Origin of the sequence: Curtobacterium sp. LFS084 (assembly GCF_047977705.1) — a bacterium.
In the GTDB taxonomy this organism is placed as follows: Bacteria; Actinomycetota; Actinomycetes; order Actinomycetales; family Microbacteriaceae; genus Curtobacterium.
Window position 1 is genome coordinate 16,480 of sequence record NZ_JBFPFM010000015.1, and the last position, 25,802, is coordinate 42,281.

Here is a 25,802-nt window from a genome sequence, read left to right on the forward strand (position 1 = left end):
TCCGTCGAGGAGCAGGGGCGTTCGGGGTGCGGATCGGCTCAGCGGCTGTAGTTCGGCGCCTCGACGACCATCTGCACGTCGTGCGGGTGGGACTCCTTGAGCCCGGCCGGGGTGATCCGGACGAACTTGCCGCGGGCCTTGAGCTCCGGGACGGTGCGGCCACCGACGTAGAACATCGACTGCCGCAGGCCACCGACGAGCTGGTAGACGACGTTCGCCACCGAGCCGCGGTAGGGCACCTGGCCCTCGATGCCCTCGGGCACGAGCTTGTCGTCCGAGGGGACGTCGGCCTGGAAGTAGCGGTCCTTCGAGTACGAGGTCTTCTTGCCACGGGTCTGCAGGGCACCGAGGGAGCCCATCCCGCGGTACGCCTTGAACTGCTTGCCGTTGACGAACACCAGGTCACCGGGGGACTCGTCGGTGCCGGCGAGGAGTGAGCCGAGCATCACGGTGTCCGCGCCGGCCACGAGGGCCTTGGCGATGTCGCCCGAGTACTGCAGCCCGCCGTCGGCGATGACCGGCACGCCGGCCTCACGCGCGGCGAGGGAGGCCTCGTACACGGCGGTGACCTGCGGGACGCCGACACCCGCGACGACGCGCGTGGTGCAGATCGAGCCCGGTCCGACGCCGACCTTGACGGCGTCGACGCCCGCGTCGATGAGCGCCTGGGCGCCCTCGCGCGTGGCGGCCTGCCCACCGATGACGTCGACCGCGGCGAACGCCGGGTCGGCCTTGAGACGGCGGACCATGTCGAGCACGCCGGCGCTGTGGCCGTTGGCGGTGTCGACGACGAGGACGTCCACGCCGGCTTCGCGCAGGGCGGTCGCACGCTCCCAGGCGTCGCCGAAGAAGCCGATCGCGGCACCGACACGCAGTCGGCCGGCGTCGTCCTTGGTGGCGTCCGGGTACTTCTCGCTCTTGTCGAAGTCCTTGACGGTGATGAGACCGCGGAGCTTGCCGTCCTCGTCCACGAGGGGGAGCTTCTCGATCTTGTGCTCGGCGAAGATCGCGACGGCGTCGTCCGGGTCGATGCCGACCGGGGCCGTGATGAGCGGGGCCTTCGTCATGACGTCGCGGACGAGCGTGGACTGCTGCTCGAACGGCGCCACGAACCGCATGTCGCGGTTGGTGATGATGCCGACGAGGGTGCCGTCACCCTCGACCACCGGCAGGCCGGAGACGCGGAACTGTCCGCAGAGCGCGTCCACCTCGGCGACGGTGGCGTCCGGGCTGGTGGTCACCGGGTTGGTGATCATTCCGGACTCGCTGCGCTTGACCTTGTCGACGGCGGCCGCCTGGTCGGCGATCGACATGTTGCGGTGCAGGATGCCGATGCCGCCCTGCCGGGCCATGGCGATCGCCATGCGGGCCTCGGTCACGGTGTCCATCGCCGCGGAGAGCAGCGGGACGTTGACCGTGATGCGCTTGGTGAGCCGGGACGCGGTCGACGCCTCGCTCGGGATGACGTCGGTGTACCCCGGCAGGAGCATGACGTCGTCGTACGTGAGTCCGATGAATCCGAACGGATCCGGCTGGTCCATGGGTCCCCTTCGTGGGCGAGGTGAAGTGGTCGAGACACCGGGAACGCTGCGGCGGGTTCCGGATAGACCATGGTAACGCGCAGGCGCTCTCCCGCATTCCGCCCCGTGGACACCCGTGGGCGGCCGGGAGGCGCGGTGCGGCCCCGCCTCGGAACCCCCGTCGAGACTTCCTCCACAACGTCACAGTTGCGGCACGAATCACACAGGGAACGTGATGGAAACACGGGTGACACACAATCCCCCTAGCGTCCTCGTCATCCGAACGAGAGGCTCTTCCGTGGGATCCATCACTCCGCCGGGGTCTGCGCCGCTGCGCAGGTTCCGCCTCCGCCCGGGACGAAAGCGACCGGTCATCATGGCCGTCCTCGTGCTCGCGTTCCTGGCGACCTTCCTGATCGACTGGGCGGTGACGCTGCCGGCGATCGGCGCCACCCCGGCCCCGAGCGCGTCGGCGTCCGCGAGCACCGCACCAGCCAGCACCCAGCCGTGCACGGTCAGCCCGACGAACGGCTGCATCCAGGGCACGATCACCGACTCGGACCGCGAACCGGTCGAGGGCGTCGCCGTCGACGTCGCCGGGCCGGGCGGCTTCGCGCAGACCGCGACGACGTCCGACACCGGTCGGTGGTCGGTGAGCGTCACCGCGGCGGGCAGCTACACGGTGAGCGTCGACCAGGACACCCTGCCGAAGGGCCAGTACCTGACGAACGCGGCCGACGCGAAGCGCACCGTGTCCGCGAGCCTCAACGCGAACGTCGGCCAGATCTTCCAGCTGTCCGACCAGCAGGGGGTCGTCACGAACGACGACGCGACGAGCGTCACGCCCCAGCGGGCCTGGCAGCAGTTCGCGTCCGGCATCCGGCTCGGGCTCCTCATCGCGCTGGCGTCCGTGGGCCTGTCGCTCATCTACGGCACGACGGGGCTGTCGAGCTTCTCGCACGGTGAGCAGGTCACCCTCGGCGGGTTGCTCGCGTACCTGTTCGCGAACCAGCTCGGGTGGAACATCTGGCTGACGGGGGTGGTGGTCACGCTGCTGTGCGCGGCGACCGGGTACCTGCAGGACGCCGGCATCTGGCGGCCGCTGCGGCGCAAGCGCATCAGCCTGACGCAGCTCATGATCGTGACGATCGGGTTGTCGATCGCCGCCCAGTACGCGTTCCAGTACTTCTTCGGGGCGTCGACGGTCCGCATCCAGCAGGGGAACCCGGAGACGATCCGGTTCGCCGGTGTGACGCTCACGGTGCAGTCCTACGTCGCGATGGGCATCGCCCTCGTGGTCCTGGTCGCCACCGGCCTGTTCCTCGCGAAGACGCGCTTCGGCCGTGCGACCCGCGCGGTGTCGGACAACCCGGCACTCGCCAGCGCGTCCGGCATCGACGTCGACCGGGTGATCCGGTTCGTGTGGACGCTCGCAGCCGGCCTCGCGGGGCTGTCCGGCGTGATGCTCGGTCTCGTCCTCAACGGCGTGAACTGGCAGACCGGCCTGCAGCTGCTGCTGCTCATGTTCGCCTCGGTCACGCTCGGTGGCCTCGGCACCGCCTACGGCGCACTCGTCGGCTCGATGATCATCGGCGTCGTCGTGGAGCTCACGAACCTCGTGCTGCCGGGTGACTTCAAGTACGCCACCGCCCTCGTGATCCTCATCCTCATCCTGCTGTTCCGGCCGCAGGGCATCTTCGGTCGCGCCGAGCGGATCGGCTAAGGAGCGCCGCCATGGACTACATCCTCTCCCTGCTCTCCTCGCTCACGCAGGAGGCCCTCGCCCCGACCACGGCGGCGTTCGCGCTCGCCGCGATCGGCCTCAACGTCCACTTCGGACTCACCGGCCTGGTCAACATGGGCCAGGCGGCGTTCCTGCTGCTCGGCGCGTACGGCTTCGCTATCTCGATCACGAACGGGCTGCCGTTCGTGATGGCGGTCCTCGTCGCCCTGCTCGTCGCGATCGTCTTCGCGATCATCCTCGGCATCCCGACCCTGCGGCTGCGGGGCGACTACCTGGCGATCGTCACGATCTCCGGTGCCGAGATCATCCGCATGGTGGGACGCTCGAGCCTGCTCACCACGACGACCGGCGGCTCGAACGGCATCACCGGGTCGAGCTACCGCGACCCGTTCAACGCCCTCAGCCCGCTCCCGGACGGCACCACCTCCATCCTGTGGTTCACGTACTCGAACAACGGCGTCAACGGCTGGTGGATCCGCATCGCGGCGTGGGGCCTCGTCGCCCTCTTCACCCTCGTGCTGTTCCTGCTCATGCGCAGCCCCTGGGGCCGTGTCGTGAAGGCCATCCGCGAGGACGAGGACGCCGTCCGCTCCCTCGGCAAGAACGTGTACTCGTACAAGATGCAGGCGCTCGTCTTCGGCGGTGCGCTCGGAGCCCTGGCCGGCATCATCTACGTCCTGCCGAGCTCGGTGCAGCCCGACGCGATGGGCCGTTCGATGACGTTCTTCATCTGGACGGCACTCATCCTCGGCGGCGCGGCGACGGTGTTCGGACCGGTCCTCGGCGCGGTGCTGTTCTTCGTCGTCCGGCTCGCGATCCGCACCCTCGCCGGCGACTTCATCCCGAACTCGATCATGAACGCGCAGCAGGCCGAGCAGTTCTCCTACGTGCTCGTCGGCGTCGCGCTCATGCTCCTCATCGTGTTCCGTCCACAGGGCCTGCTGGGCAACAAGAAGGAGTTGACGTTCAGTGTCTGAGACCTACGCCCACCCCAAGGACGACCCGATCCTGGTCGTCGACGACGTCACCCGTCGCTTCGGCGGGATGACCGCGGTCGACGTCGACCACCTCGAGGTCCAGCGCGGCTCGATCACCGCCCTCATCGGTCCGAACGGCGCCGGCAAGACGACGTTCTTCAACCTGCTGACCGGGTTCGACAAGCCGAGCCCGGGTGCGACGACCCGCTTCAACGGCGACACGATGCAGAAGACCAGCGCGACCCACATCGCGAACAAGGGCATGGTCCGCACGTTCCAGCTCACGAAGGCGCTCAGCCGCCTCACCGTGATGCAGAACATGCTCCTCGGCGCCCGCGACCAGCCCGGCGAGAACTTCTTCGTCGGACTCGTCCCGGCGCTCTGGCGGAAGCGGGAGCGCGAGATCACGGCGAAGGCCGAGGACCTCCTCGCCCGGTTCAAGCTCGACACCAAGGCGGACGACTACGCCGGCTCGCTCTCCGGTGGGCAGCGGAAGCTCCTGGAGATGGCCCGGGCACTCATGTCCGACCCGACGATGATCATGCTCGACGAGCCGATGGCGGGCGTGAACCCGGCACTGACGCAGTCGCTGCTCGGGCACATCCAGTCCCTGCGCGACGACGGCATGACCGTGCTGTTCGTCGAGCACGACATGCACATGGTCCGGCACATCTCGGACTGGGTCGTCGTGATGGCCGAGGGCAAGGTCGTCGCCGAGGGTCCGGCCGACACGGTGATGGACGACCGCGCGGTCATCGACGCGTACCTCGGTGCGCACCACGACACCGACCTCGGTGACGACTCGCTCCTGAACGAGGAGACCTACGAGGAGCTCGCCGAGGAAGTAGCGGAAGAAGACGAGCAGGAGGCGACCCGATGACCGACGCAAGCGAGCCGACGAACGCGAGCAGCGCCTCCAGTCCGGACGCCGCCCCGGCGCCCGTGGCCGGCACGGCCACCCTTAACCGCGAGCCGGTGCTCAGCGCGAAGAACCTCGTCGCCGGGTACCTGCCCGGGGTGAACATCCTGAACGGCTGCGACCTCGACTGCTACCCGGGCGAGCTCATCGGCATCATCGGGCCGAACGGCGCGGGCAAGTCGACGCTCCTCAAGGCCCTGTTCGGCCTGGTGTCCATCCGCGAGGGCTCGGTGACCCTGCAGGGCGAGGACATCACCAACCTCAAGGCGAACAAGCTCGTGCAGGCCGGCGTCGGCTTCGTCCCGCAGACGAACAACGTCTTCCCCTCGCTCTCGATCGAGGAGAACCTGCAGATGGGCCTGTACCTCCGGCCCCGCAAGTTCGCCGAGCGGCTCGAGGTCATCTACGACCTGTTCCCCGTCCTCGGACAGCGGAAGGGCCAGCGCGCCGGATCCCTGTCCGGCGGCGAACGGCAGTCGGTCGCGATGGCCCGGGCGCTCATGATGGACCCGAAGGTCCTGCTCCTCGACGAGCCGTCCGCCGGACTGTCGCCGGTGCGCCAGGACGAGACGTTCATCCGCACACGCCGGATCAACAAGGCCGGTGTGTCGATCGTCATGGTGGAGCAGAACGCGCGACGCTGTCTGCAGATCTGCGATCGTGGGTACGTGCTCGACCAGGGGAGGAACGCGTACTCGGGCACCGGGAAGGAGCTCGCCGACGACCCGAAGGTCATCGAGCTGTACCTGGGGACGCTCGCCAAGGACGTCGACTCCGCGCGCTGAGCGAGCGGTGTCGACCGTGGGTGCCGCTGTGGGGGCGGTACCCGCACCGAGTGGGGTCGTGCGTGGACGCTCAGCGCCGCACGGCCCCGCTCCTCACCGGGATCGGCGCGCGGCTCGCCTCTCGCGGCTCGTGTCACCGGTTCGGCACGCCATCGACCAGGAGGCGCGACCCACCCCCGTCGGGTCGCTACCCTCGGACGCGTGCGGACCCCCGGCCCCCTCGTGCTCGACGCCCTCGTGTGGCTGGTCTTCGCCGTGCTCTTCGTCGGGGCGGCGCTGCTCGTGAAGGCAGCGGCCGCGCTGCTCGGGGTGCTCGTGGTGCTGGCGCTCCTGCTCGGCCTGGTGCTGCGGGTGCTGCGGAAGCGACGCGCCCGCCGCGCCCGCCGGACACGCTGACCGGCGCCCGCGGGTGTCCGTGTCACCCGGGGGACACGACCGGTAGGCTTGCCGGGTGAGTGAAGTCGAGATCGGTGCTGGCAAGCGCGGACGTCGGGCGTACGCGTTCGACGACATCGCGGTGGTCCCCTCGCGGCGCACGCGTGACCCGCGTGACGTGAGCGTGCAGTGGTCGATCGACGCGTTCACGTTCGAGTCGCCGATCCTCTCGGCCCCGATGGACTCCGTCGCCTCGCCGGCGACCGTCATCCAGATGGGCCGGCTCGGCATGCTCGGCGTCCTCGACCTCGAAGGGCTCTGGACCCGCTACGAGGACCCGACGCCCTACTACGACGAGATCAAGGCGCTCACCGACGGCAACGTCACCAAGCGCATGCAGGAGATCTACTCCGAGCCGGTCAAGGCCGAGCTGATCACCGCGCGCCTGGCCGAGATCCGCGCCGCCGGGGTGCCGGTCGCCGGGTCACTCAGCCCGCAGCGCACGCAGGAGTTCTCGCAGACCGTCGTGGACGCCGGTGTCGACCTGTTCGTCATCCGCGGCACGACCGTCTCGGCCGAGCATGTCTCGCAGAACACCGAGCCGCTCAACCTCAAGAAGTTCATCTACGAGCTCGACGTCCCGGTCATCGTGGGCGGTGCCTCCACCTACACGGCGGCGCTGCACCTCATGCGCACCGGTGCCGCGGGTGTGCTCGTCGGCTTCGGCGGCGGCGCTGCCTCGACCACCCGGGCCGCGCTCGGCATCCACGCCCCGATGGCCACCGCCGTCGCCGACATCGCCGGCGCTCGCCGCGACTACATGGACGAGTCCGGCGGCCGCTACGTGCACGTCATCGCCGACGGCGGGCTCGACACCGCGGGCGACGTCGTCAAGGCGATCGCGATGGGCGCCGACGCCGTCATGCTCGGCACCGCGCTCGCCCGCGCGACCGAGGCACCCGGTGGCGGCTTCCACTGGGGTGCCGAGGCGCACCACCCGGAGCTGCCGCGCGGCCGCCGGGTCGAGGTGGGCACGATCGCCCCGCTCGAGAACGTCCTGAACGGCCCGACCCCGACCTGGGACGGCCGTGCGAACATCGTCGGCGCGCTGCGTCGGTCGATGGCCACGACGGGATACTCCGACGTCAAGGAGTTCCAGCGAGTAGAAGTGGTCGTGGCGCCGTACCACCGGAACTGACGGTGGCACCCGCACTCCGGCGCGGGTGACGCCTCGGCGTCACCGTGACACGGAGGCGACGATGGCCAAGACCAGCACGAGCACGTCCAGCGCGACCCGGCCGGCCCGCGCCGAGAACGCGGCACCGGGGGTGGGGTTCGACCCGTCCACGAAGCTCGGTCCCGACGAACGCACCGCCGCGATCGAGGCGATGAAGACCCGGGAGCTCGACGTCCTGGTGGTCGGCGGCGGCATCGTCGGTGCGGGCAGCGCGCTCGACGCCGTGACGCGGGGCCTGAGCGTCGGCATCGTCGAGGCCCGCGACTGGGGATCGGGCACCTCGAGCCGCTCGTCGAAGCTCGTGCACGGCGGCATCCGGTACCTCGAGCAGCTCAACTTCGGGCTCGTCCGCGAGGCCCTCATCGAGCGCGGACTCCTGCTGCAGCGGATCGCCCCGCACCTCGTGAAGCCCGTCCGCTTCCTCTACCCGCTCAACCACCGCGTGTGGGAGCGCTTCTACATCGGGATCGGCATGGCGATGTACGACGCCTTCAGCTGGTCCGGCGGCCGACCGCCCGGGGTCCCGCACCACCGGCACCTCAGCCGCACGCAGGTGCTCCGCTCGATGCCGTCGCTCAAGAAGGACGCCTTCGTGGGCGGCATGACCTACTACGACGCCCAGGTCGACGACGCCCGGTACGTGGCCTCGCTCGTGCGAACGGCGGCGTCGTACGGTGCCCACGCCGCGAGCCGCATCCGGATCGAGGGCTTCATCAAGGTCGGGGAACGCGTGGTCGGTGCCGAGGCGCACGACATCCAGACCGGCGAGAAGTTCGAGATCCGCGCGAAGCAGGTCGTCAACGCGACGGGCGTCTGGACCGACGACACCCAGGCGATGATCGGCACGCGCGGTCAGTTCAAGGTGCGCGCCTCGAAGGGCGTCCACCTGGTCATCCCGCGCGACCGCTTCCAGTCGAACATGGGCATGATCCTCCGCACCGAGAAGAGCGTGCTGTTCGTGATCCCGTGGGGTCGGCACTGGCTGGTCGGGACGACCGACACCGACTGGTACCTCGACAAGGCCCACCCGGCGGCGACCGCGGCGGACATCGACTACATCCTCGAGCACGTGAACAAGGTCCTGGCGGTCCCGCTCACCCGCGAGGACGTCGAGGGCGTGTACGCCGGACTCCGGCCGCTGCTCGCCGGGGAGTCCGACCAGACGTCGAAGCTCAGCCGCGAGCACGTCGTCGCACACACCGTGCCCGGGCTCGTGGTCGTCGCCGGCGGCAAGTGGACCACCTACCGCGTGATGGGCAAGGACGCGATCGACGAGGCCGTCGCGGCGATGGACGGCAAGATCCCCGGCTCGACGACCGAGGACATCCCGCTGCTCGGCGCCGAGGGCTACCCGGCCGCCTGGAACCGCCGCGGCCGCACCGCGCGGAGCTTCGGCGTGCACAAGGTCCGGATCGAGCACCTGCTGAACCGGTACGGCACGCTCGCGACCGAGGTGCTCCGGCTCGTGAAGCAGGACCCGTCGCTCGCCGAACCGCTCCCCGGTGCGGACGACTACATCGGGGCCGAGGTCGTCTACGCAGCCTCGCACGAGGGCGCGCTGCACCTCGAGGACGTCCTCGCCCGTCGCACCCGCATCTCGATCGAGGCCTGGGACCGCGGCGAGTCGGCGGCCCCGGTCGCGGCGAAGCTCATGGCCGACGTGCTCGGCTGGGACCAGGAGACCACCGAGCACGAGGTGTCGAACTACCTCAAGCGCGTCGCGGCGGAACGCGAGTCGCAGCTGCAGCCCGACGACGAGTCGGCGGACCGCGTGCGGCTCGAGGCGCCGGACATCGCCTTCGGGTTCGACGAGGACGACGTGGTCGTCGGCGGCGGCCGCTCGAGCGGTGCGGAGGGCGCGAAGGCGTCCGACGAGCAGGTGGTCGGCGAGAAGACGAGCGAGCCCGAGTAGGACGCGACCCGCGTCGACGACACGACCCGCGCCTCCTGGCTGTCGACGGCCTGGAGGCGCGGGTCGGCGCAGTCAGGCGGCGCGCGACCCGCGGGCGGTCCGGCGGACGCTGACCGCCTGCCCGATCACGAGGACGAACGGGATCGCGGCCAGCGCGATCGCACTGCTGACCAGGAGGACACCGGCCCAGACGGTGTGCGCGCCACCGTCGACGCCGTAGGCGTCCGCGACGTCCATGCCGAGCCAGAAGCCGCTCCACCAGGTCATCGGACCGCCGAGCGCGACCACGCCGAGCAGGACCGCGGCGATGACGTGGGTGCGGGCGCGGGTCACCAGGAGCGACGTGGCGAGCCCGACCGCCAGGCCGACACCGACGAGGGCGATCCCGACGACGGCCGCGACGTCGGTGCCGACCGAGAACCCCTGCCGGCCGAGTTCCGCGTGGATCGTGCCGAGCGAGGTGCCCGGCACCGCGGCCAGCGGGTCGAGCACGAGCGCCTCGACGGCGAGCAGTGCGGCGTAGAGTGCCACCACCGCGACACCCGTGCCCGCCACCGTGCGCCTGGTCCGTTCGTCGTCCACAGCAGTCCCCCCGGATCTCGTCGTCCACCGGACTGTAGCGGAACGGAATGGCCGGACCCCCTCGGTGGTTATCATCGGGGTACTCGAAGAGGGAGCCATCATGGTCGACGTCCATCGCGTCAAACTCCCCGGAGTCGGCGTGCTGCACAGCTTCTACACCGACGACGGTGGCAAGTGTGGTGTCATCACGCACCGGTCGGGTCACTCCGACCTCATCTCCTTCGCCGACGTCTCGGACGGCGCCGACAAGTCCGAGAAGGTGTCGCTGCGCCTCAGCGAGGACGAGGCGCACACGCTCGCCGAACTCCTCGGCGGCACGCGCATCACCGAGGGTCTCGACAAGCTCGACGAGATCCCCGGCCTCAGCATCGACTGGTTCTCGGTCGACTACGACGACGCGATCGCCGGCAAGCCCCTCGGTGACCTGCACGACTCGGGCTTCATCGGCCTGACGGTCGTGGCGGTCGTCCGCGGTGACAGCGCGAACCCGGCCCCGTCGTCGGACTTCGTCGTGTTCCCCGGCGACACCATCGTCGTCGCGGGTGCGCCGGAGAAGGTCGCCAAGGCGTTCTCGTTCTACCGCAGCGGAGAGCTTGCGGCCGCTGCGGCCGAGGCCCCGCCGAGGAGCTAGCCCGTGCACCTGGGTGGTGAGCTGCTCACCATCGGCGTCCTGTTCATCATCGCCTACGTCCTCGGACGCCTCGGCAAGACGATCGGGTTGCCCGCGATCCCGATCTACATGGTCGTGGGGCTCATCGCGAGTCCGCACACCCCGTGGATCGGGCTGAACGTCGAGTCGCACACGATCGAGCTGATCGCGACCTTCGGGCTCATCCTGCTGCTGTTCAACCTCGGGTTGGAGTTCGACCAGGAAGAGTTCTACGGCAACGCCGGCAAGCTCCTGGTCTCCGGCGGGACGTACGTCGCCATCAACATGGGCGTGGGGTTCGCCTTCGGGTTCTCGCTCGGCTGGGGCACCCGCGAGGCGCTCATCATCGCCGGCATGACGGCGACGTCGTCGAGCGCGATCGTGACGAAGCTCCTCATCGAGCTGCGACGCCTGGCGAACGACGAGACGCCGATGATCCTCGGCGTCACCGTGATCGAGGACGTCTTCATCGCGATCTACCTCGCGATCGTCTCCGTGGTGCTGTCCGGCGACACGAACGTCTGGGGTGTCGTCGGGAAGCTCGCGCTCGCGTTCGGGTTCCTCATCGTGATGTTCACCCTCGCGCGGTTCGCGGGCAAGTGGGTGTCGCGGATCTTCGCGACCCGTGACGACGAGCTCTTCACCGTGCTGTTCTTCGGCCTCGCGGTCATGTTCGGCGGCATCGGCGACCTGCTCGGCGTGACGGACGCGATCGGCGCGTTCGTGATCGGCCTGCTCTGCGGTGCCACGCGCTACCGCGACCGCATCGAGCAGCTCGCCCTGCCGATGCGCGACGTGTTCGCGGCGTTCTTCTTCGTGAACTTCGGGCTCGGGCTCGACCTGTCGACCTTCGGCGAGGTGCTCTGGCCGGTGCTCGGCGCGATCGGCATGACCGTCGCGCTGAACGCGATCGCGGGGCAGCTCGTCGCGCGCATGAACGGCTTCAACGTCCAGCAGGGCATCAACACCGCGGTCATCCTGGTGAACCGTGGCGAGTTCGCGCTGATCCTCGCGACGCTCTCGGCAGCCGCCGGGCTCGAGGCCCGGATCACCGCCTTCGCTGGCCTGTACGTCCTCGTCATGGCGATCCTCGGGCCGCTGCTCGCGGTGAACTCGGACCGGATCGGACGGCTCGTCGTGCGTCCGGCTCGTCTGGCGCGGCTCCGGAACCGCCTGGGGGGTCGGCGCGCGGTCGCCGCAGCCGCCGCGGCCGAGGCAGCGGAAGCCGAGGCCGACGCCGCGGCGGCCGCCCGTCGTGCCGAGCGCGACCGCCAGTTCGCCGAGGAGTTCGCCCTGGTGGAGGCTGCTGGCAGCCAGGAGCGGGAGAATGAGTCCCCGGAGACGCCGTCCGAGCCCCGGACGTCGTCGATCGACACCCCCACCGAGCGCCCCGAGCGCCCGGTCCGCCAGCGCGATCCGGAGTACTGATACGAATGTGGGCCGTAGCCCGACGACCGAAGTGGATCGCGCTGCTCCTGCTGGCGCTCGTGCTCGCGGCGGTGTTCGCCGGGCTGGGCAAGTGGCAGCTGGAGCGGAGCATCGCGAACGGCACACCGCTGCCCGAGACGACCGAGACCCGGAGGAGCCTCGACGCCGTGACGGGGCCGATGCAGCCCGCGACCGAGAAGATGGCCGGGCAGAAGGTGACGGTCACGGGGACGTTCGTCGCCGGTGACACCACGGTGCTGACCGGCCGGACCGGCGGCGGGACCTACCAGACCGTCGGTCACCTGGTCGACGCGGACAGCGGCGCGAGCCTGCCGGTCGTCATCGGGTGGTCGGACCAGCGCGCCGCCGCCGTCGCCGGCGGGGACCGTCTGGCCGACGGCACGCGGCTCACGGTCGAGGGGCGCTACTACCCGGCGGAGTCGCCCGACCAGGACACCTACGACAAGGGCGAGTACTCGGCCGTCGCGCCGGCCCGGTTCGTGAACACGTGGAAGGCGTTCGACGACCGGATGTACCTCGGGTACGTCGTCGCCGACGGCACCACCGCGAAGGCCGCCGACCTCGGCACCATCGCCGACCGGGCGCCGTCGCGCGAGGTCCAGTTCGACTGGCTCAACCTGTTCTACGCGATCGAGTGGGTGGTCTTCGCCGGCTTCGCGGTCTTCCTCTGGTACCGGTTCGTCAAGGACGCATGGGAGCGCGAGGAAGAGGACCGTCGTGAGGCGGCGCTCAGCGTCGACGGTGCCCTCGTCGACCGACGGTAGGATGGCGGATATGGCTCTGACCGTCCGAACCCGCGACATCCCGAAGATCCCGGGCGCGGTGAAGTGGTACCGCGTCTCGGCGTACATCACCGGTGTGCTGCTGCTGGCCCTCGTGATCGAGGTCATCATCAAGTACACGCCGCTCCAGCTCGAGATGCAGCTCGGCAACGGCCCGTTCTTCGTACCGAACGGCACGGCCGGCGAAGCGCCCGGCACGTTCAACCTGTCGATCGCGATCCTCATCGCCCACGGCTGGCTGTACGTCCTCTACCTCTTCACGGACTTCCGTCTGTGGAGCATCATGCGCTGGAAGCCGTCCCGCTTCCTGCTCATCGCCCTCGGGGGCATCATCCCGTTCATGTCCTTCGTGGTCGAGCACCGCATGCAGCAGAAGGCCATGGACACCTACCACGAGCTGACCGCTGCCCAGCAGCGTGAGAAGGAGGCCGCTCGGTGAGCGAGACCGAACAGCGTCCCGTCCTCGTCGTCGACTTCGGTGCCCAGTACGCGCAGCTCATCGCGCGTCGCGTGCGCGAGGCGAACGTCTACAGCGAGATCGTCCCGCACTCCATCACCGCGGACGAGGTGAAGGCGAAGGACCCGGCGGCGATCGTGCTGTCCGGCGGTCCCTCGTCGGTGTACGAGCAGGGTGCGCCCGCGCTCGACGCCGACATCCTCGACCTCGGCGTCCCCGTGCTCGGCATCTGCTACGGCTTCCAGGCCATGGCGACCGCGCTGGGCGGCGAGGTCGCCCAGACCGGTCAGCGCGAGTACGGCGCGACCGACGTCACCGTGACCGGCACCGACAGCGTGCTGCTCGGCGCGCAGCCGGCGTCGCAGGTGACCTGGATGTCGCACGGCGACTCCGTGGCGAAGGCGCCGGAGGGCTTCGAGGTCCTCGCGTCGAGCGCCTCGACCCCGGTCGCCGCGTTCGCGTCCGACGAGCGCAAGCTCTACGGTGTGCAGTGGCACCCCGAGGTCAAGCACTCGGTGCACGGTCAGGCCGTGCTCGAGAACTTCCTGCACCGTGCCGCCGGCCTGCCCGGTGACTGGAACTCGGCGAACGTCATCGACGAGCAGGTCGCCCGCATCCGGTCGCAGGTGGGCAACGCCCGGGTCATCGCCGGTCTCTCCGGTGGGGTCGACTCCGCCGTGGCCGCCGCCCTCGTGCACGAGGCCGTCGGCGACCAGCTGACGTGCGTGTTCGTCGACCACGGGCTCCTCCGCGCCGACGAGCGCAAGCAGGTGGAGGAGGACTACGTCGCCTCTACCGGTGTCCGCCTCGTCACCGTCGACGCCGAGCAGCAGTTCCTCGACGCCCTCGCCGGCGTCAGCGACCCCGAGCAGAAGCGCAAGATCATCGGGCGCGAGTTCATCCGCACCTTCGAGGCGGCGGCCGAGGCCCTCGTGCTCGAGGCGCGTGCGGAGTCCGCGGCGGGTGACGACGCCGGCGAGGTGAAGTTCCTCGTCCAGGGCACCCTCTACCCCGACGTCGTCGAGTCCGGCGGTGGTTCCGGCACCGCGAACATCAAGTCGCACCACAACGTCGGCGGCCTGCCCGAGGACATGACGTTCGAGCTCGTCGAGCCGCTGCGCACCCTGTTCAAGGACGAGGTCCGTGCGGTCGGTCGCGAGCTCGGGCTGCCCGAGGTCATCGTCGGCCGCCAGCCGTTCCCCGGCCCGGGCCTCGGCATCCGCATCGTCGGCGAGGTCACGAAGGACCGGCTCGAGCTGCTCCGCGCGGCGGACAAGATCGCCCGCGAAGAGCTGACCGCGGCCGGTCTCGACGACGAGATCTGGCAGTGCCCGGTCGTCCTGCTCGCCGACGTCCGTTCGGTGGGCGTCCAGGGCGACGGCCGCACCTACGGCCATCCGATCGTGCTCCGTCCGGTCTCGTCCGAGGACGCCATGACCGCCGACTGGACCCGCCTGCCGTACGACACGCTCGCGAAGATCTCGAACCGCATCACGAACGAGGTGCCGGATGTGAACCGGGTCGTGCTCGACGTCACGTCGAAGCCGCCGGGGACCATCGAGTGGGAGTAACCCTCCCGCGCTGACGGCCCGGCACGCGTCCTGCGTGCCGGGCCGTCGTGCGTCCGGGGTCCGGTCGGCGAGGTCGCACGATCTGCCGCTCGCGGCGAGATCGTGCGGCACGATGTGCGACCTCGGCGATGCACGTCCGGCATGTCGTGCGATCTCGGCGGGGGAGGCTCGTCGTCCGCCCCCACTCCGGGAACGACGACGGGCCCCGGCGCGTTCGCCGGGGCCCGTCGTGTCGTGCTGGGTGCTAGTTGCGCGAGCTGCTCGCGAGGATCGCGAGGATGCGCAGGATCTCGAGGTACAGCCACACGAGGGTGACGATGAGCCCGAAGGCCGCGGTCCACGCGTAGATCTTCGGAGCGCCGCGCTGGACGCCCGTCTTGATCTGGTCGAAGTCGAGGATCAGCGAGTACGCGGCCATGAGGACCACGAAGATGCCGATCGCGACACCGATCGGGATACCGAAGATCGTCGCGCTCATCAGGCCGAACGTGCCCTGCGTGACACCGGTCCACATGAGGACGAGGTTCACGAGCTGGAAGGCCATGTAGCCGACGATCGCGATGAGGAAGAAGCGCGTCAGCTTCGGCGTCGCCCGGACCTTGCCCGACAGGAACAGCAGCAGCGTCACGGCGAAGACACCGAGGGTGCCGAACACCGCCTGCGCGACGATGCCACCGGTCTGCGTGAAGTTGTACTCGAAGAAGTTCGAGATGCCGCCGACGAAGAGTCCCTCGAAGAACGCGTAGAGCAGCACGAGGGCCGGCGACGGCTTCTTCTTGAAGGTGTTGACCATCGCGAGCACGAAGCCGACGATCGCACCGACGATCCAGACGATCGGGGGCAGGTTCCAGCCGGCGACGGCACCGACGAGGAGCACGCCGAACGCGAGGAGCGTCTTGACGATCGTGTCCTCGTACGACATGCGGTCGGTGTCGACCGTGCTCGCTGCCGGACGGTCGTACATGTACTGCAGCTGCTCAGGGGTCATCCCGCCCTGTGCCTGCTGCGGGGTCTGTCCCCAGCCAGCCTGCTGCTGACCAGCGCCGCGCCCGCCCCAGGTGTTGGGTCCCTGGTTGTTGAAGGCGGGGGACTGGTCGAAACCGGGCTTGAAGGCCATGGTGTCCTCTTCCTTGGAGATTCGAGTCCTCTCAGCCTAGGGGCGCAGTGCCGCGGAAGGCTGAGGATTCGCGGCGAGCGGAAGGGTCCCGGAGGACCACTCGACCGCAGCCTATGGGCGGGCGCTGCGTGCGCGCCCCGAAACAGCCCCGAGCCAGCCGACCGCGCCGGACGCGCCGTCCTGCGGCGGTGAGGGACGGGGCGGATGCCGGCCGCGCCTCCAGGCCGGCGACCGCGACGAGCAGCGACCGCGACCGACGGCGACCGCGACCACGACCCGCCGCGACCGCGACCAGCGACGGCCGCGACCGACGGCGACCAGCGACCAGCGACCAGCGGCGACCGCGGTCAGCAGTGATCGCGGAGCGCCACGTGGAAGCCCGTCGTCTCGACGTGCCGTTCGGCTCCCTGGACGTACTCGACCCGGACCGGCCCAGCCGATCCGCCGTCGGACCCGGTGCGGACGACGTGCAGCACGAGGTCCACCGACTCGCCCGGTCGGATCGGGGTGCCGATCGCCGGCTCCGCGCGCCACGGGTCGTCCGGGAGCGGCCAGCTGGCGGTCCCCACCCTGACGCCGTCCGGTCCGGGGTGGGCGAGGACGGCGTCGTCGACGGCGAGGCCCGAGCCGGAGCCGAGGGTCACGCGCGTCAGCGTGGTGGCCGGTCCGGAGGGGCCGCGGAGGACGCCGGTGGCGATCGCACCGTCCGTGCCCTGCATGCAGATCGACGCGCCCTGCTGCTCGAGGCCGAGGGGGCCGGGTGCGCGCACGTCGGCGAGCCAGGCCCACCCGCCGGCGACCGCCACCGCGACGGCCAGTCCGCCCCGCCACCACCTGTTCGTCCCCATGCCCGAACGGTAGTGGCCCGGAGTCCGTACAGGCCACCCCCTGTCCGCGGCTCCCGGCGTGCACCTCCGGTCGCTAGGGTGCGGCCATGACCCTGGTGATCGCCCACCGTGGCGCGTCCGGCTACCGTCCCGAGCACTCGCGGAGCGCGTACGAGCTCGCGATCGAGCTCGGCGCGGACGCGATCGAACCGGACCTCGTGCCGACGAAGGACGGCGTGCTGGTGCTCCGGCACGAGAACGAGGTCTCCGGCACGACCGACGTCGCGGACCACCCCGAGTTCCGGCACCTCCGCACCACGAAGACCGTCGACGGCCAGACCGTGACCGGCTGGTTCACCGAGGACTTCACGTGGGACGAGCTCCGCACGCTCCGGACCCGGGAACGGCTGCCGGCCCTGCGTCCGGGGTCGGCGGAGCACGACGGCGAGGAACCGGTCCTCCGGCTCGAGGACCTGCTCGGGATTCTCGACGCGGCTCCGCGGCCGGTCGGGCTCGTCGCCGAGGTCAAGCACGCCGCGTTCTTCGACCGGGCCGGCCTCGCGATGGCACCGCTGCTCGACGGGGCGCTCGCGGACGCCGGGTGGCGACGGGACGAGCGGCTGACGATCGAAAGCTTCGAGAAGGGCGTGCTGCGCGACCTGCGGGCGCGGGGGACCGGTGGTCGCCTCGTCTACCTCCAGGAGGCGCGGGGCAGCGCCGCGGACGAGGTCGCGTCCCACGGGTCGCTGGCCCCCACGTACGCGGCCGAGTGTTCCGACGAGGCGCTCGCGTCGTTCGCGACGGAGTTCCACGGCATCAGCGTCGCGCTCGGGACCCTGATGGCCGGCGTGGACAGCGTGGCCCTGACGGACCCGACGCCGGTGCGGAGCGACATCGTCGACCGCGCGCACGGGGCCGGGCTGGCCGTGTACACCTGGACGCTCCGGCCGGAGAACCGCTTCCTGCCGGCGCCGCTCCGTCGCGGGGGCGAGGTCGCGGCGTTCGGCGACTGGGAGCGGTGGTTCACCTCGGTCATCCGGACCGGGGTCGACGGGGTGTTCGCCGACCACGCCGACCTGGCCGTGCTCGCCCGCTCGGCTGTCGGGGGCCCGGCCTAGACTGTCCCGGACATGACGATCGTGCTGGACCCATTCGAGTCGTCCCCGGAGCACGGGGGTGGCGCCGCTGCCTACGAGGACCCGTTCACCGCGGGTCTGAACCTCCAGCAGAAGGAAGCCGTCGAGTACCGCGGCGAGTCCCTGCTCATCGTGGCGGGTGCCGGTTCCGGCAAGACCAGCGTGCTGACCCGGCGGATCGCCCTGCTGCTCGCCAACCGTGAAGCCTGGCCGTCGCAGATCCTCGCGATCACGTTCACGAACAAGGCCGCCGCCGAGATGCGCGAGCGGGTGCAGGCGCTGGTCGGACAGGCAGCCGAGGGCATGTGGATCTCCACGTTCCACTCGGCGTGCGTGCGGATCCTCCGGCGCGAGGCCGAGCGGTTCGGGTTCGCGCAGTCGTTCACGATCTACGACTCCGCCGACTCGAAGGCCCTGCTCAAGCGGATCATCAAGGAGCTCGAGGCGGACTCGCTCGGGCTGACCGTCGGCGCCGCTGCCTCGAAGATCTCGAAGCTCAAGAACGAGCTGCAGGACATCGACTCCTACGCCCGGAACATCAACGCGAACGACCCGCAAGAGGTCATGTTCACCGAGGTCTTCCGTCGCTACACGAACGAGCTGCGCCGGGCGAACGCCTTCGACTTCGACGACCTCATCGGCCAGACGGTGTTCCTGTTCCGTGCCTTCCCCGAGGTCGCCGCGCTCTACCAGCGCCGGTTCCGGTTCATCCTCGTCGACGAGTACCAGGACACCAACCACGCGCAGTACGCCCTCATCCGCGAGCTCACGCGGCCGGTCCCGGTCGAGCAGGTGGACAAGCTCGAGGACGCCGGGCAGCACGTCGCCCGCATGCGCGAGGCCGACGGGTCGATCGCCCCGGCGTCACTGACGGTCGTCGGCGACTCCGACCAGTCCATCTACGCGTTCCGCGGGGCCGACATCCGCAACATCGTCGAGTTCGAGCGGGACTTCCCCAACTCGAAGGTGGTGCTGCTCGAGCAGAACTACCGGTCGACGCAGAACATCCTCGACGCGGCGAACGCCGTCATCGCGAACAACTTCGACCGGCAGGCGAAGAACCTGTTCACGGACGTCGGAGCGGGCGACAAGATCGTCGGGTTCACGGGCTACACCGGCCACGACGAGGCGCAGTTCGTCGCCGACGAGATCCAGCGCCTGCACGAGGACGGCATGTCCTACCGCGACATGGCGGTCTTCTACCGGACGAACTCGCAGACCCGTGCACTCGAGGAGATCTTCATCCGAGCGGCGATCCCGTACCGGGTCCTCGGCGGCACGAAGTTCTACGAGCGTGCCGAGATCAAGGACGCGATGGCGTACCTGATCACGGTCGCCAACCCGGCCGACCCGATGGCGCTCCGCCGGGTGCTCAACGTCCCGAAGCGCGGCATCGGAGCGGTCACCGAGACCACCCTGCAGCGCTACGCCGACGAGCACGAGACGACGATGCGGGACGCCCTCCGGCACGCCGACGAGCTCGGGTTCGGGCCGAAGGTCCGGAACGCGATCACGGCGTTCGCGGCCCTGCTCGACGACGTCTCCTCACGGGCCGAGACCCAGCCCGTCGTGGACACGCTCACCCAGCTGCTCGACGGCTCCGGGCTGCTCGAGAACCTGCGGAAGTCGCCGGACGCGCAGGACGCCGCCCGTGCGGACAACATCGACGAACTCGTCGCGGTGACCCGAGAGTTCCAGAAGAACAACCCCGAGGGCACCCTGTCCGACTTCCTGACCGAGGTCTCCCTCGTCGCCGCGGCGGACGAGCTCGACGACTCGTCCGGCACGGTGTCGCTCATGACGCTCCACACGGCGAAGGGCCTCGAGTACGACGCGGTGTTCCTGACCGGCGTCGAGGAAGACCTGCTGCCGCACCGGATGTCCGCGAACGAGCCGGGTGGCCCGTCCGAGGAACGCCGGCTCTTCTACGTCGGGATCACCCGCGCGAAGAAGTCGCTCTTCCTGTCGCTCGCGATGACCCGGGCACAGTTCGGCGACGTCAACGTGGCGATGCCGTCCCGCTTCCTGCAGGAGATCCCCGAGGGACTCATCGAGTGGAAGCAGTCCCCCGGCATGGCGAACAGCCGCGGCGGCACCGAGCCCCGCGCGCTCAACGCCCGACGTGGCGGTGGCATCGGCGGAGCCGGCGGCGGTGGCGGGTACCGCGGCGGTGGCGGCTGGGGCGGTGGCTCGTACGACCGGGCCGCGGCGGCGCAGAAGACCCGCCCGAAGACCGAGTGGGCGAACCGGGTGTCCGGGCAGGTCCGCGACAACGGGGACATGGAGCTCGTCGCCGGCGACCGCATCAAGCACGTCGACTTCGGCGAGGGCACGGTGTCGGCGGTGACCGGCATCGGTGCGAAGCGAATCGCCGAGATCGCGTTCGACTCGGCGGGCCGCAAGAAGCTCCTCATCAAGATCGCGCCGATCGAGAAGCTCTGAGGCGCTGACCTCCTGACACCGACGCGCCCGGCCGGCCCGGGGGTGTGCTGCTGCACGTGACAATCGCCGCCAGGTGAGGTTAGCCTTACCTAACGTGACAGCCCTCATCGAATTGCTGACCTCTGCCAACGCCGAGCGCTACCGCACCGCTGTGACCGAGACGGTCGACCGGCTCGCGGACCGCATCGCCGCCGTCGATCGGCCGACGACCGACACCCCGGCGGACGTCCTGCGGGCACGTGTGGCCGCCGTCGACCTCGACGCGGAGCCCCTCGGGACCGACCGGGCGCTCGCCGAGCTCGACGACCTGTTCGTCCTCGAGGCCGTGTGGTTCCACGACCCCGCCTCCCTCGCCCACCTGAACTGCCCGGTCGCGCTGCCGGCGGTCGCGGCGGAGTCGGTGCTCGCCGCCGTGAACACCTCGGTCGACACCTGGGACCAGTCGCGGATCGGGACGGACATCGAGCGGCACGTGGTGTCGTGGCTGGCCGGGCGCATCGGGTTCGCGGACGGTGACGGGGTGTTCACCTCGGGCGGGTCCCAGTCGAACCTGCAGGCGCTGCTGCTGGCACGAGAAGCAGCGAGAGCAGCGGTCGGGACGGCTGCGTCGCGACTCACCGTCTTCGCCACCGCCGAGTCCCACTTCAGCGTCCGCAAGTCCTGCCGGCTGCTGGGCCTGGCCGACGACGCCGTCGTCGACGTCCCCACCGACGACGCCGGCCGGATGCGTGCGGCGGCCCTCGCCGAGGCGATCGTCGCCGCGCGACACGACGGCCGCACGCCGATGGCCGTCGTCGCCACGGCCGGCACGACCGACCGCGGCGTGATCGACCCGCTCGAGGCGATCGCCGACGTGTGCGACCTCGAGGACGTCTGGCTGCACGTGGACGCCGCGTACGGCTGCGGGCTGCTGGTGTCCCCGACCCGGCGGCACCTGCTCGCCGGCATCGAGCGCGCACGGAGCGTCACGGCCGACATGCACAAGTCGTTCTTCCAGCCGGTGTCGTCGAGCGCGCTGGTCGTCCGTGACCCCGAAGACCTCCGGCGGACCGCCTGGTACGCGGACTACCTCAACCCCGAGGACGCCGCCGAGCCGAACCAGGTCGACAAGTCCCTGCAGACGACCCGGCGGTTCGACGCGCTGAAGCTCTGGGCGACGCTGCGGGCGACCGGGGCCGGGGCGATCGGCCGGGCGTTCGACCAGGTGATCGACCTCGCCGCCGCGACGCACGCGATCGTCGACGAGCACCCGGACCTCGTGCTCGTCGCGCCGACCGACCTCAGCACCGTGCTCTTCCGGTGGCAGCCCGCCGGCGTGACCGACACCGAGGCCGACGCCCTGGTCGCCCCGATCCGTGCCGCGCTCCTCGCCGAGGGACGGGTGCTCATCGCGAAGACGGTGATCGCCGGTCGGCCGTGCAACAAGCTGACGCTGCTCGACCCCGGGACGACGACGGACCAGCTGCGCGCGGCACTCGAGCACGTGGCGGCCACGGCGGCCCGTGTCCGAGCGACGACCGCCGCACCGGAAGGAGCCGCGCGATGACCGCCGCCGACACCCGCCGGACCGCCGACCGCCCCGTCCACGACGTCGTCGGCATCGGCATCGGACCCTTCAACCTCGGCCTCGCCTGCCTCGCCGAGCCGCTCGACGACCTCGACGCGGTGTTCCTCGACGCTGCCGACGGGTTCGCCTGGCACCACGGCATGATGCTCGACGACGCCACGATCCAGGTGCCGTTCCTGGCCGACCTCGTGACGATGGCGGACCCGACCTCACCGTTCTCGTTCCTCGCATGGCTCAAGGAGACGGGGCGGCTCTACCCGTTCTACATCCGCGAGGACTTCCACCCCCTGCGCAGCGAGTACGACGCCTACTGCCGGTGGGCCGCCGACCGCCTGGACACGCTCCGCTGGGGACGCCGGGTGACGGCCGTCGAGCACGACCCGGCGACCGACTGCTTCACGGTGCACGCCGAGACCGATCAGGGTCCCGAGACGTACCGCGCACGACACGTCGTCGTCGGCATCGGCACCGAGCCCGCCGTACCCGCACCGCTGACGGACCTCCCCGGCCCGGTCGTCCACTCCGCCGAGTTCCTGCCGAACCGCGAGGGCCTGCGGACAGCGGGGAGCATCGCCGTCGTCGGCAGCGGCCAGTCCGCCGCCGAGGTCTACCGCGAGCTGCTCGAGGACGCCCGGCACGACGGGTACCGGCTCGACTGGATCACCCGGTCGCCGCGGTTCTTCCCGATGGAGGACACGAAGCTCACGCTCGAGATGACGAGCCCCGAGTACACGGACCACTTCCACGCCCTGCCCGAGGCCGTTCGGGACCGCCTGGGCCGCGAGCAGCGCGGGCTCTACAAGGGCATCAGCGCGGACCTCGTCGACGCGCTGTACGACCAGCTGTACCGACTCAGCGCGCGGGGCCCGGTCCCGACGTCGCTCCGCACCGAGACGAGCGTCGTCGACGCCGAGTGGCTCGCCGACCGGGGCACGTACCGGCTGACGCTCCGCCACGAGCAGCTCGGCGAGACGTACGCGCACGAGGTCGACCGCCTGGTCCTCGCGACCGGGTACCGCCCCCGGGCCACGGACTTCCTCGACCCGGTGGAGCACCTCGTCGCGCGGGACGCGCGGGGTCGCCTGGCGGTCGCACGCGACCACCACGTCGACACCCTGGGCGGCCGCATCTGGGTGCAGAACGCCGAGGAGCACACGCACGGGCTCACCGCGCCCGACCTCGGCATGGGCGCGTGGCGGAACGCGTCGATCCTCCGGTCCGTCACCGGACGCACCGTCTACGGCCTGGAGGCGCGGATCGCCTTCCAGGAGTTCGGCCTGCCCGCCTCGGCCCGCTCCACGGCACCGGGCGGTGCCCCGGACAGCGCGCCGCCCCGGCGCGTGCGCGAGCACGCGGAGGCGTCCGCATGACCGTCGACGCGACCACGCTGCCCGACGTGACGCCCGATGCCGGGGCCGAGCCGCGCCTCCTGGCCGTCGAACCCGTGGACCCGGACCGTGACGCCGCGCTCGTCCGGTCGTGGCTCGCCCACCCCGCGTCCACGTGGTGGGGCATGGGGGACCTCGACGTCGACGCGGTGCGCACGTACCTCGCGGGGGTCCAGGCCGACCCCGCGCAGGCGGCGTGGCTCGGCCGCCGAGACGGCGTCCCGGTCTTCCTCGCCGAGACGTACGACCCGGCGCGGGTCCTGCTGACCGACGTGTTCGCCGCCCGACCGGGCGACGTGGGCATGCACCTGCTCGTCGCCCCACCGCCGACCGAGGGCCGCGTGCACGGCCTGACGAGCGCCGTCATGCGGACGGTCGTCGAACACTGCCGCGACGTCCTCGGAGCGCGCCGCGTCGTCGTCGAGCCCGACGTCCGGAACACCGCGGTGCACGCGAAGAACGCCGAGGTCGGGTTCCGGGTGCTCCGCGAGGTCGACGTCGACGGCAAGCGCGCCCTGCTGTCCGTGCTCGACACCGACCGGATCGGGGTGCCGGACGACGACGGTCCTGCGGCGCACCTCCGACCGGAGCACCTCGCGCCCGCCGAACGGCACCTCGTGGCGAAGGCGATCGCCGAGTTCACACACGAGCGCCTGGTCGCCCCGCAGGCCGACGGCGCCGGGTGGCGGCTCGACGCGGGGGAGTCGACCTACCGGTTCCGGGCACGGCGGCACCTGCTCGAGCACTGGTCGATCGACGAGGCGTCGCTGACCCGCACCCGCTCCGGTGCCGCGGCACCGCTCAGCGCGCAGGACCTCGTGCTCGAACTCCGGGACGTCCTCGGGATCCCCGATGCGCTGCTCGGCACCTACCAGGACGAGATCGCCTCGACCCTCGCCAGCGCTGCCGCGAAGCACCGGCGTGGCGGTCCGTCCGCCGCCCAGCTCGCCCGCGGCCGCACGACCGGTCCGGACGCCGTCGTCGCGTCGTTCCAGGACGTCGAGTCGGCGATGACCGAGGGACACCCCGCGTTCGTGGCGGCGAACGGGCGGATCGGGTTCGGGCTCGACGAGTACCGCGCCTACGCGCCCGAGGCCGGCGGTCGGTTCCGGTACCGCTGGCTCGCGGCACGCCGGGCCTGCACGCACCTCGCGCTCGCCGCGGGCCGCACCGAGCGCGACCACTGGGCGGCCGAGCTCGACCCGGCGACCACCGCCGGGTTCCGGGCCGTCCTGGTGTCCCGGGGACTCGATCCGGACGACTACGTCTGGATCCCCGTGCACCCCTGGCAGTGGCAGCACCGGATCGCGGTGACGTTCGCGCCGGACCTCGGGCGGCAGGACCTGGTCGACCTCGGCGAGGGGCCGGACGAGTACCAGCCGCAGCAGTCGATCCGGACGGCGTTCGACCGCTCCCACCCGGAGCGCTCGTACGTCAAGACGGCGCTCGCGGTGCAGAACATGGGGTTCCTGCGGGGGATGTCGCCCGCGTACATGCGGAACACCCCGGCGGTGAACGACTGGGTCGCGGCGCTCGTGTCCGCAGACGAGACGCTCGCGGGCGCCGGGTTCTCGGTCCTCCGGGAACACGCGGCGATCGGCTACACCGGGGACGCCCACCACCGGGTCGACGTGCCCGCACCGCAGCGGAAGATGCTCGCGGCGCTGTGGCGGGAGAGCCCGCTGCCGCGGGTGGCCGAGGGCGAGCGGCTGATGACCATGGCCGCGCTGCTGCACCGGGACGCCTCGGGTGACGCCGTCGTGTCGGCGCTGATCGAGGCGTCGGGCCTGCCGGCCGAAGAGTGGGTGCGGCGCTGGCTCGACGCGTACCTGTTGCCCGTCGTGCACTGCCTGACCGTGCACGACCTGGTGTTCATGCCGCACGGCGAGAACCTCGTGCTCGTCGTCCGCGACGGGGGCGTGGTGCGCGCGCTCATGAAGGACATCGGGGAGGAGGTCGCGGTGCTCGGGCGGCACGACGACCGCCCGGTGCCCGCCGACATCGAGCGCATCGTGCACCCGGTCGACGACGACGAGGCGGCGCTCGCCGTGTTCACCGACGTGTTCGACGGGGTGCTGCGCTTCGTCGCGGCGATCCTCGACGACGACGGGGTGCTGCCGGAGTCTCGGTTCTGGCAGGTGGTGGCGGAGTGCGTCGATGCGCACGCCGCCGCACACCCGGAGCGCCGTCGGCCGCTGGACCTGCGGGTGCCGGCGTTCGAGCACTCGTGCCTGAACCGGTTGCAGCTGCGGAACACGCTGTCCATGGTCGACCTGGCGGACCAGTCGTCGTCGCTCATCCGGGCGGGGGCGATGCCGAACCCGATCGCCCGGTAGGCGCGGACGCGGGCTCGGGCTCGGGCTCGG

At 70.8% G+C, this 25,802-nt stretch carries 21 protein-coding genes; 17 read left to right on the forward strand and 4 right to left on the reverse strand.

Translation table 11 applies throughout. The features are described 5' to 3' along the window. Window positions 1–38: 38 nt before the first annotated feature. The gene (gene guaB, locus ACNQOV_RS10115) at window positions 39–1,541 is read right to left on the reverse strand and encodes an IMP dehydrogenase (protein ID WP_022906992.1); all 1,503 of its coding nucleotides are present in this window, start codon (window positions 1,539–1,541) and stop codon (window positions 39–41) included. A gap of 355 nt (window positions 1,542–1,896) precedes the next feature. Between guaB and ACNQOV_RS10120 the strand changes: the two genes are divergently transcribed. From ACNQOV_RS10120 to ACNQOV_RS10150, 7 genes are all read left to right on the forward strand, one after another. Continuing rightward, the gene (locus tag ACNQOV_RS10120; RefSeq protein ID WP_416394386.1) at window positions 1,897–3,243 is read left to right on the forward strand and encodes a branched-chain amino acid ABC transporter permease; all 1,347 of its coding nucleotides are present in this window, start codon (window positions 1,897–1,899) and stop codon (window positions 3,241–3,243) included. An 11-nt stretch (window positions 3,244–3,254) separates the two neighbouring features. Beyond that, window positions 3,255–4,241, forward strand: a complete 987-nt coding sequence (locus tag ACNQOV_RS10125) for a branched-chain amino acid ABC transporter permease (protein ID WP_022906990.1) — start codon at window positions 3,255–3,257, stop codon at window positions 4,239–4,241. Next, window positions 4,234–5,121, forward strand: coding sequence for an ABC transporter ATP-binding protein (locus ACNQOV_RS10130; protein ID WP_022906989.1), 888 nt, complete (start codon window positions 4,234–4,236; stop codon window positions 5,119–5,121). Before ACNQOV_RS10125 ends, ACNQOV_RS10130 begins: the two co-directional genes overlap by 8 nt. Continuing rightward, window positions 5,118–5,945: an ABC transporter ATP-binding protein gene (locus ACNQOV_RS10135; protein WP_402266804.1), complete on the forward strand. Its 828-nt coding sequence runs from the start codon at window positions 5,118–5,120 to the stop codon at window positions 5,943–5,945. Before ACNQOV_RS10130 ends, ACNQOV_RS10135 begins: the two co-directional genes overlap by 4 nt. 201 nt (window positions 5,946–6,146) lie before the next feature. Beyond that, window positions 6,147–6,341, forward strand: a complete 195-nt coding sequence (locus tag ACNQOV_RS10140; protein ID WP_022906987.1) for a hypothetical protein — start codon at window positions 6,147–6,149, stop codon at window positions 6,339–6,341. 55 nt (window positions 6,342–6,396) lie between these two features. After that, window positions 6,397–7,518: a GuaB3 family IMP dehydrogenase-related protein gene (locus ACNQOV_RS10145; protein ID WP_022906986.1), complete on the forward strand. Its 1,122-nt coding sequence runs from the start codon at window positions 6,397–6,399 to the stop codon at window positions 7,516–7,518. A 61-nt stretch (window positions 7,519–7,579) separates the two neighbouring features. Further along, entirely contained in the window at window positions 7,580–9,469 is a 1,890-nt protein-coding gene (locus ACNQOV_RS10150) for a glycerol-3-phosphate dehydrogenase/oxidase (RefSeq protein ID WP_402266810.1), read from the forward strand. 72 nt (window positions 9,470–9,541) lie between these two features. Here ACNQOV_RS10150 and ACNQOV_RS10155 read toward each other — a convergent pair whose 3' ends face one another. Next, window positions 9,542–10,003 (reverse strand): hypothetical protein, encoded by a 462-nt coding sequence (locus tag ACNQOV_RS10155; RefSeq protein ID WP_416394387.1) that lies wholly within the window; start codon window positions 10,001–10,003, stop codon window positions 9,542–9,544. Window positions 10,004–10,151: 148 nt separating this feature from the next. On the opposite strand from ACNQOV_RS10155, the gene ACNQOV_RS10160 reads away from it, so the two are divergent. Genes ACNQOV_RS10160 through guaA form a run of 5 tightly spaced genes read left to right on the forward strand, consistent with a single transcriptional unit; the run spans window position 10,152 to window position 14,959 of the window. Continuing rightward, the gene (locus tag ACNQOV_RS10160; RefSeq protein ID WP_022906983.1) at window positions 10,152–10,682 is read left to right on the forward strand and encodes a cation:proton antiporter regulatory subunit; all 531 of its coding nucleotides are present in this window, start codon (window positions 10,152–10,154) and stop codon (window positions 10,680–10,682) included. 3 nt (window positions 10,683–10,685) lie between these two features. Beyond that, window positions 10,686–12,128 (forward strand): cation:proton antiporter, encoded by a 1,443-nt coding sequence (locus ACNQOV_RS10165; protein WP_022906982.1) that lies wholly within the window; start codon window positions 10,686–10,688, stop codon window positions 12,126–12,128. A 5-nt stretch (window positions 12,129–12,133) separates the two neighbouring features. Beyond that, window positions 12,134–12,913, forward strand: coding sequence for an SURF1 family cytochrome oxidase biogenesis protein (locus tag ACNQOV_RS10170; RefSeq protein ID WP_416394388.1), 780 nt, complete (start codon window positions 12,134–12,136; stop codon window positions 12,911–12,913). Window positions 12,914–12,923: 10 nt separating this feature from the next. Continuing rightward, entirely contained in the window at window positions 12,924–13,370 is a 447-nt protein-coding gene (locus tag ACNQOV_RS10175) for a DUF3817 domain-containing protein (RefSeq protein WP_022906980.1), read from the forward strand. Beyond that, the gene (gene guaA / locus ACNQOV_RS10180) at window positions 13,367–14,959 is read left to right on the forward strand and encodes a glutamine-hydrolyzing GMP synthase (protein WP_022906979.1); all 1,593 of its coding nucleotides are present in this window, start codon (window positions 13,367–13,369) and stop codon (window positions 14,957–14,959) included. The genes ACNQOV_RS10175 and guaA overlap by 4 nt, the downstream gene beginning before the upstream one ends. Window positions 14,960–15,203: 244 nt before the next feature. On the opposite strand, the gene ACNQOV_RS10185 is transcribed toward guaA, so the two are convergent. Then, window positions 15,204–16,076, reverse strand: coding sequence for a Bax inhibitor-1/YccA family membrane protein (locus tag ACNQOV_RS10185; RefSeq protein ID WP_022906978.1), 873 nt, complete (start codon window positions 16,074–16,076; stop codon window positions 15,204–15,206). 347 nt (window positions 16,077–16,423) lie between these two features. Continuing rightward, a complete protein-coding gene (locus ACNQOV_RS10190) occupies window positions 16,424–16,924 on the reverse strand; it encodes a hypothetical protein (protein WP_402266828.1) in 501 nt (166 codons plus the stop codon). An 86-nt stretch (window positions 16,925–17,010) separates the two neighbouring features. On the opposite strand from ACNQOV_RS10190, the gene ACNQOV_RS10195 reads away from it, so the two are divergent. The 5 genes from ACNQOV_RS10195 to ACNQOV_RS10215 all read left to right on the forward strand — a co-directional run bounded on the left by ACNQOV_RS10195 (window position 17,011) and on the right by ACNQOV_RS10215 (window position 25,772). Continuing rightward, window positions 17,011–18,021, forward strand: coding sequence for a glycerophosphodiester phosphodiesterase family protein (locus ACNQOV_RS10195; protein WP_416394389.1), 1,011 nt, complete (start codon window positions 17,011–17,013; stop codon window positions 18,019–18,021). Window positions 18,022–18,033: 12 nt separating this feature from the next. Next, window positions 18,034–20,481: an ATP-dependent helicase gene (locus tag ACNQOV_RS10200; RefSeq protein ID WP_416394390.1), complete on the forward strand. Its 2,448-nt coding sequence runs from the start codon at window positions 18,034–18,036 to the stop codon at window positions 20,479–20,481. 94 nt (window positions 20,482–20,575) lie between these two features. Continuing rightward, window positions 20,576–22,027, forward strand: coding sequence for a pyridoxal phosphate-dependent decarboxylase family protein (locus tag ACNQOV_RS10205; RefSeq protein ID WP_416394392.1), 1,452 nt, complete (start codon window positions 20,576–20,578; stop codon window positions 22,025–22,027). After that, window positions 22,024–23,418 carry a lysine N(6)-hydroxylase/L-ornithine N(5)-oxygenase family protein gene (locus ACNQOV_RS10210; protein ID WP_416394393.1) on the forward strand — a complete coding sequence of 465 codons (1,395 nt, stop codon included), beginning with the start codon at window positions 22,024–22,026 and terminating at the stop codon, window positions 23,416–23,418. Before ACNQOV_RS10205 ends, ACNQOV_RS10210 begins: the two co-directional genes overlap by 4 nt. Further along, the gene (locus ACNQOV_RS10215; protein ID WP_416394394.1) at window positions 23,415–25,772 is read left to right on the forward strand and encodes a GNAT family N-acetyltransferase; all 2,358 of its coding nucleotides are present in this window, start codon (window positions 23,415–23,417) and stop codon (window positions 25,770–25,772) included. Before ACNQOV_RS10210 ends, ACNQOV_RS10215 begins: the two co-directional genes overlap by 4 nt. The last annotated feature ends 30 nt before the right edge of the window (window positions 25,773–25,802 follow it).